Consider the following 21,914-nt stretch of genomic DNA (forward strand, 5'->3'; position numbering starts at 1 on the left):
AACTTACGCTAAATACTGCAACCGTGCAAATTGTGCCACAAGCCACCGAAGAGATTTAAATTAATACTCAATATCACCTACGCTAAATTTTAGAAAATGAGCTTCGAAAGGAACTTCTACAATTCCTTCAAAGGTTTGCTCTTCGCTCTGCTCAAGGTAAATATCAAGCCTCTCTGTATTAACTATATGAAAGGTATCAGCACCTTCTGGATGCTCTCTTTTAAAGAAAGCATTTATGCGAACAAAAGCTGACTTACTTAGCTTTGAAGTGTTGCTAACCTTTATTTTATAACTACATTGATTAGGTATACACTCTTGCCAACTCTCAGTTAAAACCACTGAATCTTCACGCTGATTTAAGAAGCTAATCAGTAGCCATAACACGAAAAGAAAACCAATTAAAAGCAAGGTGACTTTTTTAATTGCTGCTTTTCTTTTTACTTTTCGGCTTATTTCTTCACGAGTTAACATAATATTTAAGTGTAATTTTTATTGTAAAGTATAGTGTGGTGGGCGTCTGTTTATCGCTCATTTTATCCCTTCGTTTTCAATAACTTACGTCAAATCCCGCAGCCGTTCAAATTGTGCCATTAGCTGTATATTACGTACCAAGACAAAAATAAGACAATGCCGATATTAAAACCCCACTGTCCAATAGAGCCCAATAAATATAACTCTCGGCACATTTTAAATAAAGTGTCATTAGTTAAGTTATGAAAGCCTTTTTTAAAAATAAAGTCCATGAACGGTTTATTTCCTGACCATTTCATTTTTATTCGTTTGTATAATTCAGGCTCTATAGTTTTTAATGCTTTGTGAAAGGCGTAATTTTTCACCCAGTATATGCTGTGAAAAACAGCATAAATACTTAAGAAAAAATATATAATAAGTTTAAAGTTATATGAATCTATCATCTATACAGCTAACAGTTTTATTCAGTAGAAAAGTGTATGAAACATCGAATAATTAATCCTTTCCATATGGTTCAAGTTAATAACGACAGTCAATAATGACCGACTGTTATTCGCTCTTAAGCGGCATTAAGTCATTGATTTTGAATAGTCAAATCTAGCTACTCTAACCGCGTTTATTGTAATCCCAGTAAGTTAGCTTATATCCTTCAATAACAACGAAATGGATATGCTCAGTTTCACTCTTGTATATGTATGAAAGATTACATCCATCATCACCGTCGGGGTCTTCTTTTAGATATTTATCATCTAAGTTAATTTTCTTTAAGTGGTCAGTTATCTTTTTAACTACTGGCTTTCTATCAATCGAACAACCGAAAACCTGATTCATTTTGCCATCAACTATGAATATTAAAGCAATAAATAACACTACTGTTGTAGGAGCAATTAAAGCCCATTTGAGAAATTTAATCATAATTGAATCATTGTTCAGAGACATTAGTTCATGCCTTGTCAGGCGATTTACTTAGCCAATATTGAACTAACTCATAAAGATTATACAAAGACAACATAAAGCATATTAAAGCAACCAATGCTGTCGGATAACATAATATTACTAAGTCAGCCTCGTAACCAACATAAGAAAATACTGCACATATAAAACCTGCAATTAGCTCTAATACTGCTTGCTCTAGTTTAGTTTTAATACCTAAATTTACAGGTCTAATATATTTTTTAAACGCCATTAATTATGAACCTTCAATTCCTGAAGTAATTATTAATTCCATGTGCTTATCTACGTCTGCAATTCGCTCAAAGCAGCCTTTAGTATTTGGTTCATTAAAGACAAATACTTCTGACAAAGCGGTCGTAAGAAAAGTCTCTGAGATGATCACTTTGTGCGCATTAGATACATATCTATATTAGAGTTACCTTCTATAGTTAGGTATCTCTAATATAGAGTTGATTACAATCTTATTTGATATTAACTAATCAAAACATATTTGCTGTTTTTCAAAAGAAGAGCAAAATTTTCACACGCTCAGTGGAATCGTGCTCTTATATCAAACTGTCGAAGGCGGTAGTCCTTTTGAGCTCTACCGCCTGCCTCATCTATTTAAACGGCTAACATAACTAAGCAAAGAGCTTATATCTATTTCTAGATGTTACTGGTTTTGTATCAATAGACGGTGTCCAGTGAGGTTATCAACCATAAACAGAGCGTCAATTCTTTCATCTGCTACAACAGAAACCTGATCATCTTTAAATAGATCAATGCCAATAGGTTGTTGCAAATTGATTCCGTTTTCAATGCTTTTCGTACTGACAAATGAACGTTCACCAGTATCTAGATCATAAGCAAAAACCGATTCATGATCTTGTGACGATGCGAGTAAGCGATTGTTATCAATATCAATCACATGCCCCCTGGTGTTGCTAATATCAGGACCACCTTGTACATCTTGAGCAGAAAAAACACGTCGAGCACCAGTAGTTACATCAACAGCCCACAATGTATATGAGGTGCCATAAAAGATAACTTGGTTATTTACTGGGTCAAACGTCATATCGTAGTTGGCATAAAAGTTATTCTGAGCAACGTTTTCTGGCAGCGTAATATCAACAATCGGTGAAACGTCAGTTAATACTTTTTTCTCAATATCCCATGCTAATAGACTAAATCGACCAAAATTTGCTGGTACATCACTGAAATCAATTTGCCTAGCTAAATAAAGTATCTGATTGGCTTCATCCAGCGCCATGGAATCTACATTAAAGTTAGGGTAAGCAATTGTTGCTTTCTCAGTTGCACCTATAAGTACAGTGTAGTCACCGGTATCAACATCAATTTCAAACACTTCCTCATCCGAGCTACTATCATCGTTATAAACAAATAGTGAACTACTCACAGAGTTATAAGTGGCAATTTCAAAAGAAACGGAAGGGTAACTCCCGAGTGTTGTCCAACTATTATTTGCTAAATCAAGGCTATGTACTTGTGCTGCGCTCAAACCAGTGTTTTTTCTATCTAGCCAGTACAGTAAATTATCATCTGAATTTATAACCACTTCTCTAGGCGTGGTTGGTGACAGTGTAGCATCACCAATGGTTAAATCCGGACCTTTAAACTCAGCTGATAGATTAACTGAAGGAAAATTAGCCGCTAATTGATAATGCAACTGTTGCAAATTGGCTGAACTGCCTGAATCAAAAATAAGTTCATTATCAGCAACATTGAACTGGCTCAAGTTATTTGAAACAGCCCCTAAATCATTAAGCTGTGGCTCTAAATCACTGATTGTTTGATTGGCAATATCAAGTACACATAATTTAGGGTATTTATAATAAACCACTGAATGACTAGCTTGATGGTAGCCATATTTATTATAACTCTCTGTCATTGCCTGACAGCCATCATTAACAGTTGTAACTTGTAATATATTACTAAAGTCACAAGGTGCGACATCACAACTAGCCAACTCAACCTCTGCGGTATAGGTTTCTTGAGTATCATCTTTTGCAAATAATACAATTAAGGTATTGTCATCTTTATAATCGACGGATCGGTAGAAAGATCGGCTTGAAGCTGTGATTGTTTGTAAATCGGGAAAGTCCATTTCAATAATACTTTTCAGAGCAATATCGTAAAATATCGGTGGTTCATCTTTCCTATAACGCGTTAATAGTATTTGTCCCGCTGTGCCTCTACTAGTATCGAGCAGCATATTGGTATCATCGTTAACATCATAATCAATATAACCTGCTGAGTCAGGTCCATATAATTCAGTTAATGTGCCCGTGGCGAGCGTTATTGCCATCACTCTAAAGGTATCTTCAAAGTCGTTCCAGTAATACAATAAACTACCATCTTCTGAAAGCACCATGCCTTCCGGCGGATCTTCTTTTAGTTCATCACGAAACTCATCATCATTAGGAAAATCCTCGATGCGAAATTGATAAATAGCCGAAGTATTTGTGCCATCTGCCGTGCGATGTAAAATACTCTTAGTACCATCGTCATAAATATAATAACTACCATCATCATCATTTTTAGCAATCTGTCTTGTACCTGTAACAGCAATGCCTACTCTTTTAACATCAATAGCATCAAGAGTGATATTATCATTACCCGCTGAATACTGAACGTTAAATGCATTTTCACCCATAGCTAAAGGAAGTTCTACAGTCCAGAACCCCTCAGTTTGGTAGGTAATTCTATCGACATCCGTACCGTTAACACTTAGATTTTCTACATCTTGCCCTTGAGTGCCTCTGATGATTATTGAGTCGTTGTCAGTTAGTGAGGAAACTTTAGGGAATACTACATTTACTGAGTAATCAGCATGGTTAACGGTGATAATTACAGAGTCTGTTGCCGTTGCTCCTTCATTATCAGTTACCGTTAATTGGAAAGTAAGGGTTAATTGAACAAGCGTGCTTGGCGCATCAAATGTAGCAGTTGCGGTATCTGCGCTCGTAATAGCTACAGGGTTGCCATCAGTTTGTGTCCAACTATAACTTTCGATAGTTCCATCAGAGTCTGTGCCGCTGCCAGTTAAGGACACAGTTGTCACTTCATTAACCGTTTGATCACTACCTGCATTAGTAGAAGGTGCAACATTCACAGGGTTTACCATGATGGCTATGACGTCTGTTGCCGTTGCGCCTTCATTATCAGTTACCGTTAATTGGAAAGTAAGGGTTAATTGAACAAGCGTGCTTGGCGCATCAAATGTAGCAGTTGCGGTATTTGCGTTCGTAAGAGTTACAGGATTGCCATCAGTTTGTGTCCAACTATAACTTTCAATAGTCCCGTCAGAGTCTGTGCCGCTGCCAGTTAAGGATACAGTTGTCACTTCATTAACCGTTTGATCACTACCCGCATTAGTAGTAGGTGCAACATTAGCAATTGAGGCTTTATTACTATCCTCTTCTCCACCTCCTCCTCCACAGGCAAAAAGTTGAGTAATAAATAACAAAACAAACAGCTGTGTTGAAAATCGTTTCATTTTAAAACTTCCTATATCTTGTTTTAGTCTGATAATGATAAAACCATTAATTACAGACAAATTAGAAAAAAAACTAGGTAAACGAAGACGAACGCCAAGATAATAAAAAGTGATATATTCAGAGCAGATCTATCAAAACAAACATTATATTTACTCGATTTTTTTTACCAAGAGTAATCCATTATTTCAATCACTCAAAAGCGTCGAACCATACAATTGACAGCTTTCAAAATAGTAAGCAATAAATTAAATTAATAGTTTGTATTCGTTATTTTCTGAGATATGAAAGTAAAGGAGAATAACAATCAGGTGAGCCTTTTTTATTATTATTATTTTATCTTTGTAATTACAACATCTACAGATGATTTACAATACAGTATATCAAGCATTGTTGTCTATATGCGATATTAAAGGCTCTCTCCCTTTTGGGTAGCATTCAGTAAACCCTTGATATTACTCAGACTATTTATAGCTCCAAGAGCTAAGGAACAATACTCTCTCAGTGGGGGGGAAGTTATTCAAAACAAACGTAGAGTTTACTGGACAAAATATTTCACAGTATAAAACTCTAATACTTACTTGTTACACTTATGCCAAGTCTGAAGGAGGCCCCTCATCTCGTTCCACTTCTGGGGATGGCGAAGTATTTTTCTAATATGGTATATCTGTTCATGACATAGTCAAAGCCATTAAATAAATATAATACCAAGTCCATTAATTATCTGCCTTGTTTTTATCCGTTTGTCCTCACTAAAAAGTAGATCTCATCATTAATGGAATTGGTATAAATCGCCAGTTAGCAGGCATAAAAAAACCACCTTTAGGTGGTTTTTTTCAATTTACTATAACAACAATTTATTCAGCAACTGGACGCATATGTGGGAACAAGATCACGTCTTTAATTGTTGGAGAGTCAGTAAATAACATTACTAAACGATCAATACCAATACCTTCACCGGCTGTTGGTGGTAAACCATACTCAAGGGCTGTGATGTAGTCTTCATCAAAATGCATAGCTTCATCATCGCCAGCATCTTTTTCTTCAACTTGCTTTTTAAAGCGTGCGGCTTGATCTTCAGCATCGTTAAGCTCAGAGAAGCCATTTGCTAATTCACGGCCGCCAACGAAGAACTCGAAGCGGTCAGTTATGAATGAGTTGTCATCGTTACGACGAGCTAGTGGTGAAACTTCCCATGGGTATTCTGTAATGAATGTAGGTTGGTCAAGCATATGCTCTGCAACTTCTTCAAAAATTTCACAAAGGTACTTACCTGGACCCCAAACGTTTTTACCTTCAGGCTCTTTAACGCCAACTTTCTTAGCAATAGCGCGTAGCTCTTCAAAGCGACCTTCTGGATCTTTAATTACGTCAGCGTCTAAATGTGGCGCATGCTTAATAACTGCATCCATCATTGATATACGCTCAAACGGTTGACCGAAATCGTAGAACTTCTCTTCAGTTACATCGCCGTCACTATTTTTAACTGTATTACGAATAACTGAGTTACCCATAACATCTACAGCTAAGGTACGTAGCATATCTTCAGTAAGGTTCATTAAGTCATTGTAATCAGCATACGCTTGGTAGAATTCAATCATAGTGAATTCTGGGTTATGACGAGTTGATAAACCTTCGTTACGGAAGTTACGGTTAATTTCGAATACTTTTTCGAAACCACCAACCACTAAACGTTTTAAGTAAAGCTCTGGAGCGATACGTAAGTACATGTCAATATCTAAGGCATTATGGAATGTTTCAAATGGCTTAGCTGTGGCGCCACCAGGAACAACTTGTAGCATTGGCGTTTCAACTTCCATGAAACCACGCTCAGTTAAGAAGTTACGAATACCACTAACTATTTGAGAACGGACTTGGAATGTATCACGAGTTTTTTCATTGATGATCAAATCAACGTAGCGTTGACGGTACTTCATTTCTTGATCTGATAAACCGTGGAATTTTTCTGGTAATGGGCGTAATGATTTAGTTAATAATGAATACTCTTCCATATTCACGTATAAATCGCCTTTACCTGATTTATGTAAAATACCTTTAACACCAATAATGTCACCGATATCTAATAAGCCCCAACGTGCTTTAATGTCTTTTTGTACAGCTTTTTCAGCATAAGCCTGAATTCGGCCAGACATATCTTGTAAAACCAAGAATGGACCTCGTTTAGCCATAACACGACCAGCAACAGCATAAGTTACCTGTAATTCTTCAAGCTCTTCTTTGGTTTTTTCACCATGTTCAGCTTGAATATCAGCAGCGTAATGCTCACGATTAAAATCATTTGGGTGGCCATTAGCTGGGCAGTTTTCACGAATGTTATCTAATTTACCGCGACGTTCAGCGATTAATTTGTTTTCGTCTTTTGCTTGTTCTGTCATTTTAATTTCTCAGTATTACGTAAATATTTTAAAGGCCAAATTTTAAGCTGGCTTCAATAAATTGATCTAAACCACCGTCTAGCACTGCTTGTGTATTGCGTGATTCAACGCCGGTTCGTAAATCTTTTATGCGGCTATCATCTAGCACGTAAGAACGAATTTGGCTGCCCCAGCCGATATCAGACTTGCCATCTTCGAGCATTTGCTTATCTTCGTTTTGTTTTTGCATTTCTAGTTCATAAAGCTTAGCTTTTAAAAGCTTCATCGCCGTTGCTCGGTTTTTATGCTGCGAGCGATCGGCCTGACAACTCACCACGGCATTTGTTGGAATGTGAGTGATACGAATTGCCGAATCGGTTTTGTTTACATGCTGACCACCAGCACCAGACGCTCTAAAGGTATCAATGCGTAAATCAGCCGGATTGATATCTATTTCAATATCGTCATCTATTTCAGGATAAATAAACGCTGAAGCAAACGATGTATGACGCTTACCACTCGAATCAAACGGCGATTTGCGAACTAAACGATGCACACCGGTTTCGGTTTTTAACCAACCGTAGGCATATTCACCGGTAAACTTTATAGTACAACCTTTGATGCCTGCAACATCACCATCAGTTTCTTCTATAACTTCAGGCTTATAGCCGTGGGCATCGCCCCAACGTAAAAACATACGTTGGATCATTTGCGCCCAATCTTGAGCTTCAGTACCGCCAGAGCCTGATTGAATATCAAGGTAACAATTGTTTGCATCTTGCGGGCCAGAAAACATCCGGCGGAATTCAAGTTTTGCTAATTGCGTTTCTAAACCATCAATTTCGGCTTGGGCCTCAATTAAGGTTTCTTCGTCTTCTTCTTCAACAGCAAGTTCGATTAATTCGCTAGCATCTTCACAACCACTATCCATGTCATCGATAGTTTTTACTATCAGCTCTAATGATGAACGTTCTTTACCAAGCGCTTGTGCTCGCTCAGGTTCGTTCCATACATCAGGAAGCTCTAGTTCACGATTAACTTCAGTTAAGCGTTCAAATTTTTGGTCATAGTCAAAGGTACCCCCGAAGCACATCGGTGCGTTCGCGAATGTCTTTGATTTGGTTATGTAAAGGATTGACTTCAAACATCAATAAAAACTTAGCTCAAAAACTTAGAAAAATAGTCGCGCATTGTAGCGTAATAACGCTCTACATAAAAGAGTAGAGCGTTATCTTTATATTTATTATTCAATAAAATAACAATTGAATTTACACAGCTTCAATATGATCAACCAAAAGCTGCACTGTTTGTTTGCCTCTAAATTCATTAACGTCGAGTTTATATGCCAAGTGCACCCAGTTGCATTGATTATTAGGCCAGATAGATGTATCAACATTAAATGCGATGGCATCTATGGCTAAATCGTCAATTTGTACCATCAGTTTTAAATGTTTTTCACCAACAATGCGTTGTTGAATAATTTTAAAATTATTATCAAATACTGGCTCAGGAAAATTTTGTCCCCAAGGACCAGACTCTCTTAATAAACTGGCAAACTCTAAATTGAAAGCGTCTTTTGCTAGTTCGCCATCAGACAATATTTTGCCTTGAAGCATATCCGCACTTAACCATTTCTGGGCATATTCATTAAGTAATTGTTGAAATTTATTAAAGTCTGATTTATTAATAGAAAGCCCTGCAGCCATCGCATGACCACCAAACTTTAAAATTAAATCTGGGTGTTGAGAGTCAATATGTTCAAGTAAATCACGAATGTGTAAACCGGGAATTGAACGAGCCGAGCCTTTAATTTCATCGTCATTACCACTGGCAAACACTACCGTTGGCCGATGAAATTTTTCTTTTAATCGCCCTGCAACTATGCCAATAACGCCTTGATGCCAATCATCTTGAAATAAAGCTAATGCTGAAGGTAAATTATCTTCACAAAAGTTCAGCTTTATAAGTACGTTTTCAGCTTCAAGCTGCATGCCCTGCTCTATTTCTCGTCGAGTTTTATTTAAATCATCGAGATCTTTGGCCATTATCCGAGCTTTGTTTAAATCGGTTTCGAGTAAACATTGAATACCCAATCCCATATCATCTAATCGACCTGCAGCATTTAATCGCGGCCCTATGCCAAAACCAAAATCGCTGGCAACCATTTTTTGTTGATTTTTGCCTGCTATTTCAATTAGTGCCTCAATACCTGGGCGCGTAGCTCCTGCTCTTATTCGCTTTAAACCTTGAGCAACTAAAATTCGGTTATTTTGATCCAGGCTCACCACATCGGCAACCGTACCTAACGCGACTAGATCAAGAAGCTGTGCCATGTTTGGCTCAGGAATTTGTTTAGTGTTAAACCAATCATTACTACGCATTGTTTGACGAAGCGCTGCCATTAAATAAAAGGCAACGCCGACACCAGCAAGAGCTTTACTTGGAAAAGTACAGCCATGTTGGTTTGGATTAACAATGGCATCTGCATTTGGCAATGAATTGCCTGGTAAATGATGGTCAGTCACTATCACCAAACAGCCTAATTCTTTCGCTTTAGCAACACCGCTAATACAGCTAATCCCGTTATCAACAGTAATAATTACTTGTGCGCCTTTAGCCACTGCCATTTCACTAATTTCAGGTGTTAAACCATAGCCATATTCGAACCGATTTGGCACAATAAAGTCATGGTTAACCGATCCTAGTAGCCTTAACCCGTCCATCATCAATGCTGTAGAAGTTGCACCATCGGCATCAAAGTCACCTACAACAATAATGCGTTTATTGTCTTTAATTGCACTGAACAATAATTCACAGGCAGTATCTAGCCCCATCAACTTAGAAGGCTTGTGCATGCTTGCTGCACTTTGCTCTAATTGGCTTGGTTCAGTAATACCACGAGATGCATATATTTGTTTTAGTACAGGATGTAGATGTGCCGGCAATGCCGATGTATCGCAATTCTCTCGGCGACTTATTTGCTTGTCCATAAGGGGATCTTTTTAGAGTGGAATTAGTGATAGGTTATCGTATTTAGATAGGTTACGCTCGCTTTTACTTTAACGTCCGATTAAATTCAGACCAACCTACTTTATATTAGAAATAATTAAGGCGCCAAATAGGCGCCTAATCATAAAATAAACAGAATTACATTACCCTGCTTTTTTCACTGAATAGCTCTGAAATATTTGCTTCATTTGCTCAGGTGTTTTGTAACCAGGAAGCATCATGCCATCGTCTAACATAATTGCAGGAGTACCGGAAACTCCAATTTTGCGGCCAAAATCGTATTGTTCGCCCACAGGTAATGAACATACTTTTTGTTCAACCTGAGCGCCGCCTTTAGCATTGGTCATCGCACTTTGTTGATCATCACTACACCATACACTGCGAATGTCGGTGAAAGATTGGCTCTGTAATCCACCGCGAGGGAATGCCAAGTAACGCACGGTAATACCTAAGTCGTTATAGCTGCCCATTTGATTGTGCAATTTACGACAGTAACCACAGGTTAAATCGGTGAACACAGTCATTTGATATTTTTCATCTTTAGCAGGAAAAACAATCATTGAACCTTCGAACTTTTCCATGCCATCAATACGCACTTTAGCTAAACTTTCTTCAGTTAAGCTGCTGATGCCATCTTCAGTAATTTCATATATTTTACCTTGAATTAAAAACTTACCATCAGCGCTGGTATAAAACATGCCTTGGTTAGTAAAGGCTTCATATAAATTTTCCATTTTAGAGGGAGCAATAGACTCTACTTGTAAACCTAACTTGGATAAACTTGCTTTTATCTGTGCTTCGTTGTTTTCAACAGCTTGACTTGGCAATGTGAACAACATAAATGTTGTAGACACAACTGCAATTAATTTTTTTAACATAACTTAATTTCCTAATATGTATTCCGTGTTCAATGCAATTACTAAGGCGCCCTTACAACTAATTAAGAACGCATATAAACATGACCGGATTTAGGTGGGTAAAATTACTTACTTATGCCATCAAATGCAAGATAAACCCTTGCTTTTGATAACTGATTTGCCTATTTACACCTAAATTTACCTACTATTAACACATTATAGTTCATTAATGCCGATATTTACCCGTATTTCACTTTAGCTTATGCTGAATTTTCTGTTAGAATCGCGGGCAAATAAAGTACTGGAAATATCATTATAATGAAAATCGGTTTGTTCTATGGTTCAACTACTTGCTATACCGAAATGGCGGCTGAAAAAATTCAGCTTGCTATGGGTGCAGATCTTGTTGAAATATTTAACATTAAAGATGTACCACTATCTGATTGTTTGCAATACGACATTTTAATATTTGGAATTTCTACATGGGATTTTGGTGAGCTCCAAGAAGATTGGGAGTCGAGCTGGGATGATATTACTAGCTTAAATTTACAAGATAAAATTGTAGCAGTATTTGGTTTAGGGGATCAGGTTGGCTATGGTCAATGGTTTCAAGATGCGTTAGGTATGTTGCATGATCAAATTATTCCACAGGGAGCCAATATTATTGGTTACTGGCCAAATCAAGGTTATGAATTTGAAGAGTCTAAGGCACTAACATCAGATAAAGAATTTTTTGTTGGCCTATCTCTTGATGATGAAACTCAATACGATTTAACTGAACAGCGCATTGAGAATTGGACCGAACAAATACTTGAAGAAATGAGTGAGATACTCGCTTAAACTTTTATAACCAAATGTAAAAATTCGTATTTTTCAAATACTGTATATAAAATATACTATATAATAAATTTTAAGTTCATAACGAAACAACTCTTAATACCTAATTGATTAATCAACTTGGTATAATAATACTCTAAGGTAAATATAATCCATGTTTAAACAGTTTGATCTTGATGACGAACTTGTTGCCGGCACCGCAAAGGCAGGTTTCAAAAAACCAACATCAATCCAAAGTTTAGTTTTGCCAGAAGCTATGGCAGGTAAAGATGTATTAGCATCAGCCCCCACAGGTACAGGCAAAACTGCAGCCTTTATTTTACCTTCTGCACAACACTTATTGGATTACCCAAGAACCCAGCCTGGTTTCCCTAGAGTTTTGATCCTTGCACCTACACGTGAATTAGCAACCCAAATATATCAACAAGCACAGCTATTAACTGAGTTTACCGATATTAAAATTGGTTTAATTACCGGCGGTGTAAATTATGGCTCGCACAAAGAAATATTAACCCAAACCACTGATATGCTGATCGCTACACCTGGTCGCTTAATGGATTACATCGATAACGAACAGTTTGATGCCAGAGACATCGAGATACTAGTGTTAGATGAAGCTGACCGCATGTTGGATATGGGTTTTTCAGACAGCATTAATCGTATCGCCGGTGAAGCACGGTGGAGAAAACAAACATTATTATTGTCTGCCACTTTAGCCGGTGCTGGCATCATTCGTTTTTCTAAAGACTTGTTAAATGAGCCTGTATTTGTTGAATCGGATCCTTCTCGTAAAGAGAAAGCCAAAACTCATCAGTGGCTACATTTAGCCGATAATAAAGAACATAAATTGAAACTGCTTTGCCATATTCTTAAACAAGAAGATGTTAAACGAGCGGTAGTATTTGCCAATAAACGCGAAACCGTGCAAATGCTTGCTGGTGTATTGCAAAGTGATGATTTAAGTAATGCTTGGCTTGAAGGTGAAATGCCACAAGACAAACGCAATAATGCCGTTGCTCGTGTTAAAAGTGGCAAGGTAAATATTTTAATCGCTACCGATATAGCTGCACGCGGACTAGACATTGATGACATAACTCACGTGATTAACTTTGATATGCCACGTAAAGCTGATATCTATGTCCACCGCATTGGCCGTACCGGTCGAGCGGGAAAAAAAGGGACAGCTATTTCATTGGTTGAAGCACACGATATGTTGTCGGTTGGCAAGATTGAGCGCTTTACCGAAGAAATCCTACGTCGCCGTGTTATAGATGAACTGCGCCCTGCTTATAAAGAAGCACGCACGCCAGTTAAAAAAAATAAGACGAAGAAAGTAGTTAAGAAAAATGCAGGACTTAGTCGAAAGTCTAAGGCTGCTAAAAAGGCAAAAAAAGCTAAAAAGGCGAGAAAAAAATCAGCTTAACTTTTCATCTTCTACTTAAGGCTTTAAGAGTATTCTTAAAGCCTTTTTTTTACTTCAGGGACGAAGGAATGCCAACTTAACATGGACCATACTAACGCACCATGTGTTCACAGCATTCATGACTTCCTGTAAACCTTGTTACTAAAGTTTCCTCTCTTCAGGCTAAACACCAATCGGTTAAATGTTAAATATTCCTTTCATTTGTTAATAAACTGCGTACACTCGAATTTTTAGCTCCCAAATTGGAAAACATATGTTTCGTATTTTTTGTGTAGGAATTCTTGCTATTTTCTCTTTATCTGCACTGGCAGATGACTCAGTAAAACAACTTTTTAAAAAAGTAAACGATGGTGTTGTTGAACTCCATGTAACCTCAATTGCCAGCCCTAAACCAGGACAAGTAACTTATAAAGAAACAACGAGTAAGTCTTTAGGCTCAGGCGCATTAATTAGTAATGAAGGTAACATCCTAACTGCGGCACATGTTGTTGGCAAAGCAACAAACATTGAAGTGATTTTTACCGATGGTACAAAAACTTCAGGTCATGTCCTTTGGGTTGATAATTTAATCGATCTTGCCATGATCCGCGCTAGGAAGGTTCCTAGCAACATTAAACCTCTCAAACTTGCTGATGATGGTGGCTACACTATTGGTGAGCAAGTAATAGCTATTGGCGCACCTTATGGTGTAAGTCACAGCTTATCCGTTGGTTATTTAAGCGGCGTTCGTGATAGAGAACTCATCCCTGGAACTGACATAGCACCACGATTATTGCAAACTGACGCATCTATTAATCAGGGTAATTCTGGCGGTCCTTTATTCAATTTAGATGGCGATATTATTGGTATAGTAAGTCACATACTTTCAAAATCTGGTGGCAGTAATGGTTTAGGTTTTGTGGTTTCTGTCGATACCATAAAACAAGTTATCGCTTCTGAACCAAGTGCATTTATTGGTCTTATCCCGCACCTGTTAAATGAGATGGAGTCAAAAGCAATTAATAACCAATACGGTTACGGTATGTTAATTCAGCATGTTGTACCTGCAACGTTGGCTGACAAACTTGGTTTTCAAGGCGGTTATTTAAATGTAATGATTGGTCGTACTCCGGTTTTATTAGGAGGCGATATCATTATAGAAGTAGATGGTGTTAAGCTTAAAAACTTAAAAAGTGCTTTGTCACTTCGAGAGCGCTTTTCTAAGTATAAAAAAGGTGACAAAGTTAAATTCGTTTATTTACGTAATGGCGTAAAAAAAGACGTTACTTGGACTGTTGATTAGTTATCAGAGTAATTAAAAATGGCGCTTATTAAGCGCCATTTTACTTTTACAATAACTACCTTAAAATTTAACCGAATAACTTATCCAGTTTATCTTTTAGCTTATCTTTAGCCTTATTTTCTAATTCTTTTTTCTTTTGCTTTACCACATCCGATTTCAGTAGTTTATTTAGCGACTTGTCAGTGTTATTCAGTAATGCGTCTGCATCAGCGAACTCGGCAGCTTCACTATCACTTATTTTTAAAGACTGCGCGACTTTCTGATTTAGGCCCGCTTGTAGTTTCTTTTGGAAGGTAGAGAGCTTAGCTTTGAGTTGCTGCGAGATAGCCTTGGTAATGATGTTATCTAAATCAGATTTTATGCCATATTTCGGCGAACTTAGCTCACCTTCTATATCAATGTTCAATGAGAATTCTTTAACACTATCTATAGCTGACAATAACGAGCGACCAACACTCGACGTTGATGCGCCAGTAAATCTACTCTGAGATATTTGAAATTTATTAATACTATTTATTGAACTATCTACTAAATTAAATTGCCCAACTCCGGCAAGATTTGCTGATTGCATTGCCAACGAAAAATTATCTTTATCGCGCAATTTTGCATCATTAATTGGTACTTGTGAAAATTGCCAATCACCTTTGGTCGTTGTAGCAACATTATCATTAAATACTTCAGTATTTATCAGGGCGTCACCACCTTTTAATAAATCATCACTACTTACAACTATGATCGTTGGCTTGTTACGATGCCAATGCTCTGCAGTTAATTCAGTAACTTCAAAGTTAAAGCTGCCTTGTGGTAACTCTACTTGAAATAGTGCTTTCTTAACTAGCCAAGGCGGTAGAGGATTTTCATCCACAAAATGAATAAAGCGGCCATAGGATAAACTCTTCTCTATTTCAGCCTGCTCTGCTGCTTTTGTTGCTTTATTTGAATCTAAAAAGGGTTTTATGCGAGTGTATAACTGCTCTGCTGATTCGTAATAATCTCGAGCTTGTTCTCCAAACAAAATATGGGCAAAATCGGCATTATCAACTTTATCTAGCTGATATTTACTTTTAAGTTGTTGCCAATCAGAGTCAGGAGCAGCCTTAACGTCTTTTAACGCTTTAGCCAGTAAATTTTTACTTTGTTTAAGTTGTTGTTTCGATTTTTTTACTAAGGCTTTATCTTGTTTAAATTGCTTTTTAAGGACTTCAAAGTCACTTTTAAGTTTATTAAAATCTTCAATCGATTTTACTTTCGTTTTTGATAATTTTTTAACTTTTGCTTCATAAGATTTTAAAACATCTTTAGACGGTAAATTTTTTTCTATTTGTTTTAGTTTCTGTTTTTCAGCTTTGTAGGTTTGCTCTAATTGTTTACTGGCTTTAACTGTTAATAAATTACTATCGTTGAGAATATCTTTTACATCTGGCAATTGATCTTCAATAGCTGGCATTTGTTTTTCGATAGACTGTCCTGTCGCTGAAACTAATGACGTATCGGAATCACGAAATATTTCCCCAACTGAAGCTCGTTCATTATCAAAAGTTAAACCGGTAATAGATAGTTCTTCAATAAGAACTTTGCCAAATAGGTATTGCCATACATCAACACCTGCACTGGCTGAACCAAAAGCAACAATATTATGAGTTGGCTTTTTGTTGTCGGTAGCTTGTAAGTCGTTAATCGTAACTAATAATGGTAAATAATTTAGTTCAACACTGTTAACATTTACTTCTGCACCTAAATACCAACCTCCAGCTTTTTCAATACTTAACTTTAAAATTGAAGGAGCTAAAAAAAATAATAACGAAAATACCATTGCACAAGTGACAATGAATCCTAGAATACCTTGCCAACGGAAATATTTAGTCATGATGCTACTCCCGTATTGGTTAAGCTTTGATAAATACGGTAAAAACGAGAGCCTTTTAACGCTTGAATAATTTTGAATTTCTCAATAAACGTTTTTACATGATGACGATAACGAACAATAAAATACTGACTTAGAAACACCATTGGGAAAAATAAAATTAGTGCACTAAAGAGTGAGCCTAAAGTTAAGGTATTATGAAAATGAGCAAGTTTAAGTACATCAGACTGATAAAAACTTTGCCATAAATCAGCTAAATTTGGGTTGGTAAGTAAACTCTCACCTACACCAGAAAACGCAGGTGACAATCCTAAAGCCAACACGCTAAATCCAGCAAATGCGACGAAAAATGCGCTTAAGTTTACCCGGACAATAAAAGCAATTAATAACACGATAAGATTATGCAAACTTAGTGTAGGGCTTAAGCCTATGATCATCCCTAAAGCTATTGCCAATGCAATTTGCCTTGGCGAACTTTCAGAATTTAACGCTTTAAATAGTTTTGCCAGTAGAGTTAACACATGAGCTCCTGTTCATCCTTGTAGTGATACCAACTTCTTTTATAAAGCATATACTAAATAAAAAAATTAATGTTCCTAATTACACCTGCTTACGAGTAAATACAGGCACAGCTTCTGTTGATAACGCTTCATTGTAACCATAACCTGCCACATCAAAAGACTTCAATTGCTCTACATCGTTAATTTGATTTTCAATAATATAACGAGCCATAAATCCACGAGCTTTCTTGGCAAAAAAGCTGATCATTTTATATTGACCATTTTTCCAGTCTTTAAAAGCAGGAGTAATAACAGTTGCTTTTAGTTCTTTCTTTTTAATTGATTTAAAATATTCAGTGGAGGCAAGGTTAATTAAAATGTCATCGCCCTGCTCTTTTAATGCCGAATTAATGTTATTGGTAACAACACTGCCCCAGAACTGATATAAATTTGAGCCGCGTGTATTGTCTAACTTAGTACCCATTTCAAGACGATAAGCCTGCATCAAATCAAGTGGTTTTAACACACCATATAAACCAGATAAAATTCTTAAATGTTGCTGAGCAAATTTATAATCAGCGGTGCTAAATGATTTTGCATCTAAGCCCGTATAAACGTCGCCATTAAATGCGAGTACTGCTGGTCTTGCATTTTCAGGGGTAAAAGGCATTTTCCATTCGGTAAACCTTGCAACATTCAACCCTGCTAACTTATCACTAATTCCCATTAATGAAGAAAGATCGGCAGGAGTTAGAGATACACATCGTTTTATAAGCTCTGCACTATGGTCTAATAATTCAGGCTGGCTATACTTATTGGTAGGAAGTTCAGATTCAAAGTCTAAATTTTTTGCCGGAGACACGACTAATAACATAATAATTCACAGTTTTATTTAATGACAGTCAAAACTATATCATGTAAATAACCATAACTTTAACTAACAAAATTAACTTTTTTGTCAGCATTTAAAAAAATATTGGATTATTTACTCTAAAAAGCAATTTAACTCTTGCCATATCTGGTAATTTTGTTACAAATAGTCAAGTGAAATCGCTATTTTCGTATTTTCTCAGTGTAACTCTTAGCTTTTATGAAATTTTATTACAACTTAACTCTAATTTAGGTGGCAACAATGACCTCTCAATTATCTCAACTTAAAGCCATGACAACAGTTGTTGCCGATACCGGTGATGTTGGTGCAATTGCTCAATATCAGCCAGAAGATGCGACAACAAACCCTTCACTTTTATTAAAAGCAGCAAGCATTGAAAATTATCAACCATTACTTACTCAAGCGGTTGCATGGGCAAAAGCACAATCGAACGATAAACAGCAGCAAATTATTGATGCTGGCGATAAGTTATCAGTACTAATTGGTTTAGAAATTTTAAAAGTTATCCCCGGCCGTATTTCAACAGAAGTCGACTCTCGTTTATCTTTTGATATAGATTCTACAGTTGCAAAAGCCGAAAAATTAATCTCTTTATATAATGATGCGGGCATAGCTACCGATCGAATTTTAATTAAAATGGCTTCTACATGGGAAGGCATAAAAGCCGCTGAAATATTAGAAAGCAAAGGCATTAACTGTAACTTAACGCTACTATTTAGTTTCAGCCAAGCACAAGCTTGCGCCGAAGCGGGCGTATTTTTAATTTCACCGTTTGTAGGACGTATTCTTGACTGGTATAAGAAAAGCACTGGTAAAGATAGCTACCCTGCAAATGAAGACCCCGGCGTTGTTTCTGTAACAAGCATCTTTAATTATTACAAAAAGTTCGAATATAAAACCATTGTAATGGGCGCAAGTTTCAGAAACAAAGAAGAAATATTAGAGCTTGCTGGCTGTGATCGTTTAACTATTAGTCCACAATTGTTAGAAGAGTTAGAACAAAACAATGGCCCTGTGGCACAAAAGCTTATAGCAGGTGACGTTTCAAGTATTCGCCCACAAACATTAAGCGAACAAATGTTTCGCTGGCAGATGAATGAAGATGCAATGGCAACTGAAAAGTTAGCCGAAGGGATCCGCGGCTTTACTGCCGATCAAATCAAACTTGAAGATAAACTCGCCAGTTTGTTTTAATTTAGCTCTACATTTGTTGTTTTAACCATCATAAAACAACAATCGGTTAAAAAGTCGCCAAGTGCGACTTTTTTATTATTATTTTGTAACTAAAGTGTTTCATTTTTAAATTTGCTGTGATATTAAGAAGGGGCGTTTTAAAAAATAATAATAAATAAGGAGCTTTAACATGGATCCAATTGATGGTTTAATTCAGTTAATCGAAGGTAAATCGAAAGCCAAAACAAAAGCAGCAAAATGCAAATGGCGTGAGATTGAGCAACTTAAAGAAAAATTAGAACTAGAAAAACAAATAGAATTTTATGACGGCTCTCTAGAGCATCTACTAGAAGAGTATTAACACAAGAAGTTTTCGTTAATAAATTTTATAATTCAAAACCCCGTTTTACGGGGTTTTTTAATTCAGGGATGAATTAACTTAGAATTGCCAGGGACCGTTCCTACGCATCCATGCGTTCACGGCATATACAACCTCCATGTTGAAAACGGCTTGAATTCTGTTAATCCCTCCATATTAGTATTGTATTTTTACCACAGCCAAAATTCAGCGAACACTCGTACACCTTTATTACCAATTAAATAAAATAACATTAAAATATACGATTAAAAATAGCCAGGCCAACCTACCACAAACAACCTAAGTGGCTGATAAGTAACAACAACAACATGGTAAAATAATTCAACTGACTAATACAGACTTTCAGTGTACACTTGTTTAACATTTATTTAATTGAATTAACTTCGCCAACTGGTCATACTAGTCATTCAAAAATTAGTAATAATCGATAAAACAGAAAGCAACGCACTATGGCAACACAAGTAATTAAAAATAAAATTTCACAAGGTTATTCCTTGATTGAGGAGTTGTTAAACTCTATCACTCACGGTGTAGGCGCACTGTTAAGTGTGGCTGCATTAACGTTAATGATTATTGTTGCTAACGATGCCTTAGAACTTACCAGTGCCATTGTATATGGCACAAGTATGATTATCTTGTTTTTAGCATCGACGCTTTATCATAGTGTGACCAACGCATCGGCTAAAAAGGTTCTGAAACTTTTAGACCATTGCGCTATTTACTTATTGATTGCCGGTACCTACACCCCATTTATGTTAATTAGCATTAAAGGTGCATGGGGCTATTCTATTTTGTCAGTGGTGTGGACAATGGCAATAGTAGGAATTTACTTCAAGATTGTTTATAAACAACGCTTCCCTAAAGTATCCCTGTTTACTTATTTAGCTATGGGTTGGCTAATTGTTATTGCCGCCCCCCAAATGATCGCTAATGTCGCTACTGGCGGCTTAATTTTGCTCGCTTCTGGTGGCGCGGCTTACAGCTTAGGCGCAATATTTTACGCAATTAAAAAAATTCCATTCAATCACGCTATTTGGCACGTTTTTGTTCTAGCGGGCAGTATTTGCCACTTTTTAGCCATTTACCTTTACGTTATAGAATAACGCTACAGATAAAGAAAAATAGACGTTAGAATTTAGATTGGTTTATAACTAGTCGTATCTTGTTAGTTCAAGATAACGTATATTTATAACGATAATATATACATCCAAAGTGAATACCTCTATGCAATATGCAGAAATTACTGGTTGGGGAAAATACACTCCTCCAGCAAAATTAACTAATGAAGATCTAACCACATTTATGGATACCAGTGACGAATGGATCTCTTCACGTACGGGTATTCAAGAACGCCGCATATCTCATATTAATACCGCTCATATGTCAGCCCTTGCTGGCAAGCAAGCTATTGCGAGAGCAGGTATAGAAGCTGACGATATAGACCTGATAATAGTAGCAACTTGTACCCCTGATACCTTAGTACCAAACACGGCATCCAAAGTACAAAACTTATTAGGCACCAACAATAGTGGTTGCGTTGATTTAAGCTCAGCCTGTACCGGTTTTCTTTATGCATTACAGACTGCAACCGCACAAATCCGCACGGGAATGATCAATAAAGCATTGGTTATTGGCGCGGAAAGAATGAGTTGGTTTGTAAACTGGGGCGTGCGTGATACTGCGGTTTTATTTGGTGACGGTGCAGGTGCTGTGGTCCTTGAAGCAACAGATAATAAATGTGGTTTATTGGAAGCCAAGTTAGGCTGTGATTCAGCATCTCGAGAGATTTTAAGTATCACTAATTTCGGCACTGATATGGACCGCTATGAAAATCCGCCTGGCCCATTGCAAATTGACTTTTTAGGGCCCGATATTTTTAAACGTGCCGTACGTGGAATGGGTAAAGCTACTGAAGCAGTTATGAGTAAGGCAAATCTCAAGGCTGAAGATGTTGACTTGCTAGTGCCGCATCAGGCCAATTTACGTATCATTGAAACATTACAAAGCAAATTAAAACTTCGTGATGATCAGTGCATGGTTAATATCCAAAAATATGGCAATACTTCAGCAGCAACAGTACCAATAGCTCTTTGTGAAGCAGTTGAACAAGGAAAAATAAAACCTGGTGATGACATCATGTCAGCAGCCTTTGGTGCTGGTTTAACTTGGGGTGCAGCATACATAAAATGGGGCGATAATATCACTCCTAAAAATGATTACGTACAAGAAGAGCAAACATGCGATAAAACAGCGAAAGAGCTTTTATCTATTGCTATTAAACATTGTACCCAAAATACTTAACACTTTAATCAACTTACATAAAATTAAACGAGTTTACCCTTTTCAGGCTAAACTCGTTTTTGTTTTATAAATCCAGATTCTTTAATTGCTATTATACTGATAG

18 protein-coding genes are annotated in these 21,914 nt (G+C 36.9%); 7 read left to right on the top strand and 11 right to left on the bottom strand.

Features of this window, described 5'->3' with window-relative positions:
* Nucleotides 1–60 precede the first annotated feature (60 nt).
* The 8 genes from RGQ13_RS15355 to dsbC form a co-directional block, all read right to left on the bottom strand.
* Entirely contained in the window at nucleotides 61–471 is a 411-nt protein-coding gene (locus RGQ13_RS15355; protein ID WP_348390620.1) for a hypothetical protein, read from the bottom strand.
* A gap of 606 nt (nucleotides 472–1,077) precedes the next feature.
* Nucleotides 1,078–1,410 (bottom strand): hypothetical protein, encoded by a 333-nt coding sequence (locus RGQ13_RS15360; protein ID WP_348390621.1) that lies wholly within the window; start codon nucleotides 1,408–1,410, stop codon nucleotides 1,078–1,080.
* Nucleotides 1,411–1,414: 4 nt separating this feature from the next.
* Nucleotides 1,415–1,657, bottom strand: coding sequence for a hypothetical protein (locus RGQ13_RS15365; RefSeq protein ID WP_348390622.1), 243 nt, complete (start codon nucleotides 1,655–1,657; stop codon nucleotides 1,415–1,417).
* A 420-nt stretch (nucleotides 1,658–2,077) separates the two neighbouring features.
* On the bottom strand, nucleotides 2,078–4,921 hold the full coding sequence (locus RGQ13_RS15370) for a PKD domain-containing protein (RefSeq protein ID WP_348390623.1): 2,844 nt from the start codon (nucleotides 4,919–4,921) through the stop codon (nucleotides 2,078–2,080).
* An 855-nt stretch (nucleotides 4,922–5,776) separates the two neighbouring features.
* Nucleotides 5,777–7,315: a lysine--tRNA ligase gene (gene lysS, locus RGQ13_RS15375; RefSeq protein WP_348390624.1), complete on the bottom strand. Its 1,539-nt coding sequence runs from the start codon at nucleotides 7,313–7,315 to the stop codon at nucleotides 5,777–5,779.
* A 28-nt stretch (nucleotides 7,316–7,343) separates the two neighbouring features.
* A protein-coding gene (gene prfB, locus RGQ13_RS15380; RefSeq protein ID WP_348390625.1) for a peptide chain release factor 2 occupies nucleotides 7,344–8,442 on the bottom strand; the annotation gives its coding sequence in 2 pieces (ribosomal slippage) (nucleotides 7,344–8,366 and nucleotides 8,368–8,442; 1,098 coding nt in all).
* Between the two features lie 120 nt (nucleotides 8,443–8,562).
* Nucleotides 8,563–10,284, bottom strand: coding sequence for a single-stranded-DNA-specific exonuclease RecJ (recJ, locus tag RGQ13_RS15385; protein WP_348390626.1), 1,722 nt, complete (start codon nucleotides 10,282–10,284; stop codon nucleotides 8,563–8,565).
* A 162-nt stretch (nucleotides 10,285–10,446) separates the two neighbouring features.
* Entirely contained in the window at nucleotides 10,447–11,181 is a 735-nt protein-coding gene (gene dsbC / locus RGQ13_RS15390; RefSeq protein WP_348390627.1) for a bifunctional protein-disulfide isomerase/oxidoreductase DsbC, read from the bottom strand.
* Nucleotides 11,182–11,478: 297 nt separating this feature from the next.
* Between dsbC and fldB the strand changes: the two genes are divergently transcribed.
* The 3 genes from fldB to RGQ13_RS15405 all read left to right on the top strand — a co-directional run bounded on the left by fldB (nucleotide 11,479) and on the right by RGQ13_RS15405 (nucleotide 14,702).
* Complete coding sequence (fldB, locus tag RGQ13_RS15395) at nucleotides 11,479–12,000, top strand: flavodoxin FldB (RefSeq protein ID WP_348390628.1); 522 nt, start codon at nucleotides 11,479–11,481, stop codon at nucleotides 11,998–12,000.
* A gap of 151 nt (nucleotides 12,001–12,151) precedes the next feature.
* A complete protein-coding gene (gene srmB, locus RGQ13_RS15400; protein WP_348390629.1) occupies nucleotides 12,152–13,420 on the top strand; it encodes an ATP-dependent RNA helicase SrmB in 1,269 nt (422 codons plus the stop codon).
* A gap of 253 nt (nucleotides 13,421–13,673) precedes the next feature.
* Nucleotides 13,674–14,702: a S1C family serine protease gene (locus RGQ13_RS15405; RefSeq protein ID WP_348390630.1), complete on the top strand. Its 1,029-nt coding sequence runs from the start codon at nucleotides 13,674–13,676 to the stop codon at nucleotides 14,700–14,702.
* 67 nt (nucleotides 14,703–14,769) lie between these two features.
* On the opposite strand, the gene RGQ13_RS15410 is transcribed toward RGQ13_RS15405, so the two are convergent.
* The 3 genes from RGQ13_RS15410 to yaaA form a co-directional block, all read right to left on the bottom strand.
* Nucleotides 14,770–16,569: a TIGR03545 family protein gene (locus RGQ13_RS15410; protein WP_348390631.1), complete on the bottom strand. Its 1,800-nt coding sequence runs from the start codon at nucleotides 16,567–16,569 to the stop codon at nucleotides 14,770–14,772.
* A complete protein-coding gene (locus RGQ13_RS15415; protein ID WP_348390632.1) occupies nucleotides 16,566–17,087 on the bottom strand; it encodes a TIGR03546 family protein in 522 nt (173 codons plus the stop codon). The genes RGQ13_RS15410 and RGQ13_RS15415 overlap by 4 nt, the downstream gene beginning before the upstream one ends.
* A gap of 79 nt (nucleotides 17,088–17,166) precedes the next feature.
* Nucleotides 17,167–17,940: a peroxide stress protein YaaA gene (gene yaaA / locus RGQ13_RS15420; protein ID WP_348390633.1), complete on the bottom strand. Its 774-nt coding sequence runs from the start codon at nucleotides 17,938–17,940 to the stop codon at nucleotides 17,167–17,169.
* A 258-nt stretch (nucleotides 17,941–18,198) separates the two neighbouring features.
* On the opposite strand from yaaA, the gene tal reads away from it, so the two are divergent.
* From tal to RGQ13_RS15440, 4 genes are all read left to right on the top strand, one after another.
* Nucleotides 18,199–19,152 (top strand): transaldolase, encoded by a 954-nt coding sequence (gene tal / locus RGQ13_RS15425; RefSeq protein ID WP_348390634.1) that lies wholly within the window; start codon nucleotides 18,199–18,201, stop codon nucleotides 19,150–19,152.
* A gap of 169 nt (nucleotides 19,153–19,321) precedes the next feature.
* A complete protein-coding gene (locus RGQ13_RS15430; protein ID WP_348390635.1) occupies nucleotides 19,322–19,492 on the top strand; it encodes a DUF3545 family protein in 171 nt (56 codons plus the stop codon).
* 467 nt (nucleotides 19,493–19,959) lie between these two features.
* A complete protein-coding gene (gene trhA, locus RGQ13_RS15435; RefSeq protein WP_348390636.1) occupies nucleotides 19,960–20,613 on the top strand; it encodes a PAQR family membrane homeostasis protein TrhA in 654 nt (217 codons plus the stop codon).
* Nucleotides 20,614–20,734: 121 nt separating this feature from the next.
* On the top strand, nucleotides 20,735–21,811 hold the full coding sequence (locus tag RGQ13_RS15440; RefSeq protein WP_348390637.1) for a ketoacyl-ACP synthase III: 1,077 nt from the start codon (nucleotides 20,735–20,737) through the stop codon (nucleotides 21,809–21,811).
* The last annotated feature ends 103 nt before the right edge of the window (nucleotides 21,812–21,914 follow it).

This window comes from Thalassotalea psychrophila, assembly GCF_031583595.1.
GTDB lineage: Bacteria > Pseudomonadota > Gammaproteobacteria > Enterobacterales > Alteromonadaceae > Thalassotalea_A > Thalassotalea_A psychrophila.

Bases quoted from the DNA above. Each gene is read 5' to 3' on its own strand.
- RGQ13_RS15405 (WP_348390630.1), top strand. From the start codon at position 13,674: ATGTTTCGTATTTTTTGTGTAGGAATTCTTGCTATTTTCTCTTTATCT.
- RGQ13_RS15365 (WP_348390622.1), bottom strand. From the start codon at position 1,657: ATGGCGTTTAAAAAATATATTAGACCTGTAAATTTAGGTATTAAAACT.
- RGQ13_RS15370 (WP_348390623.1), bottom strand. From the start codon at position 4,921: ATGAAACGATTTTCAACACAGCTGTTTGTTTTGTTATTTATTACTCAA.
- RGQ13_RS15410 (WP_348390631.1), bottom strand. From the start codon at position 16,569: ATGACTAAATATTTCCGTTGGCAAGGTATTCTAGGATTCATTGTCACT.
- yaaA (WP_348390633.1), bottom strand. From the start codon at position 17,940: ATGTTATTAGTCGTGTCTCCGGCAAAAAATTTAGACTTTGAATCTGAA.
- lysS (WP_348390624.1), bottom strand. From the start codon at position 7,315: ATGACAGAACAAGCAAAAGACGAAAACAAATTAATCGCTGAACGTCGC.
- tal (WP_348390634.1), top strand. From the start codon at position 18,199: ATGACCTCTCAATTATCTCAACTTAAAGCCATGACAACAGTTGTTGCC.
- dsbC (WP_348390627.1), bottom strand. From the start codon at position 11,181: ATGTTAAAAAAATTAATTGCAGTTGTGTCTACAACATTTATGTTGTTC.
- recJ (WP_348390626.1), bottom strand. From the start codon at position 10,284: ATGGACAAGCAAATAAGTCGCCGAGAGAATTGCGATACATCGGCATTG.
- fldB (WP_348390628.1), top strand. From the start codon at position 11,479: ATGAAAATCGGTTTGTTCTATGGTTCAACTACTTGCTATACCGAAATG.
- RGQ13_RS15430 (WP_348390635.1), top strand. From the start codon at position 19,322: ATGGATCCAATTGATGGTTTAATTCAGTTAATCGAAGGTAAATCGAAA.
- RGQ13_RS15360 (WP_348390621.1), bottom strand. From the start codon at position 1,410: ATGTCTCTGAACAATGATTCAATTATGATTAAATTTCTCAAATGGGCT.
- RGQ13_RS15440 (WP_348390637.1), top strand. From the start codon at position 20,735: ATGCAATATGCAGAAATTACTGGTTGGGGAAAATACACTCCTCCAGCA.
- trhA (WP_348390636.1), top strand. From the start codon at position 19,960: ATGGCAACACAAGTAATTAAAAATAAAATTTCACAAGGTTATTCCTTG.
- RGQ13_RS15355 (WP_348390620.1), bottom strand. From the start codon at position 471: ATGTTAACTCGTGAAGAAATAAGCCGAAAAGTAAAAAGAAAAGCAGCA.
- srmB (WP_348390629.1), top strand. From the start codon at position 12,152: ATGTTTAAACAGTTTGATCTTGATGACGAACTTGTTGCCGGCACCGCA.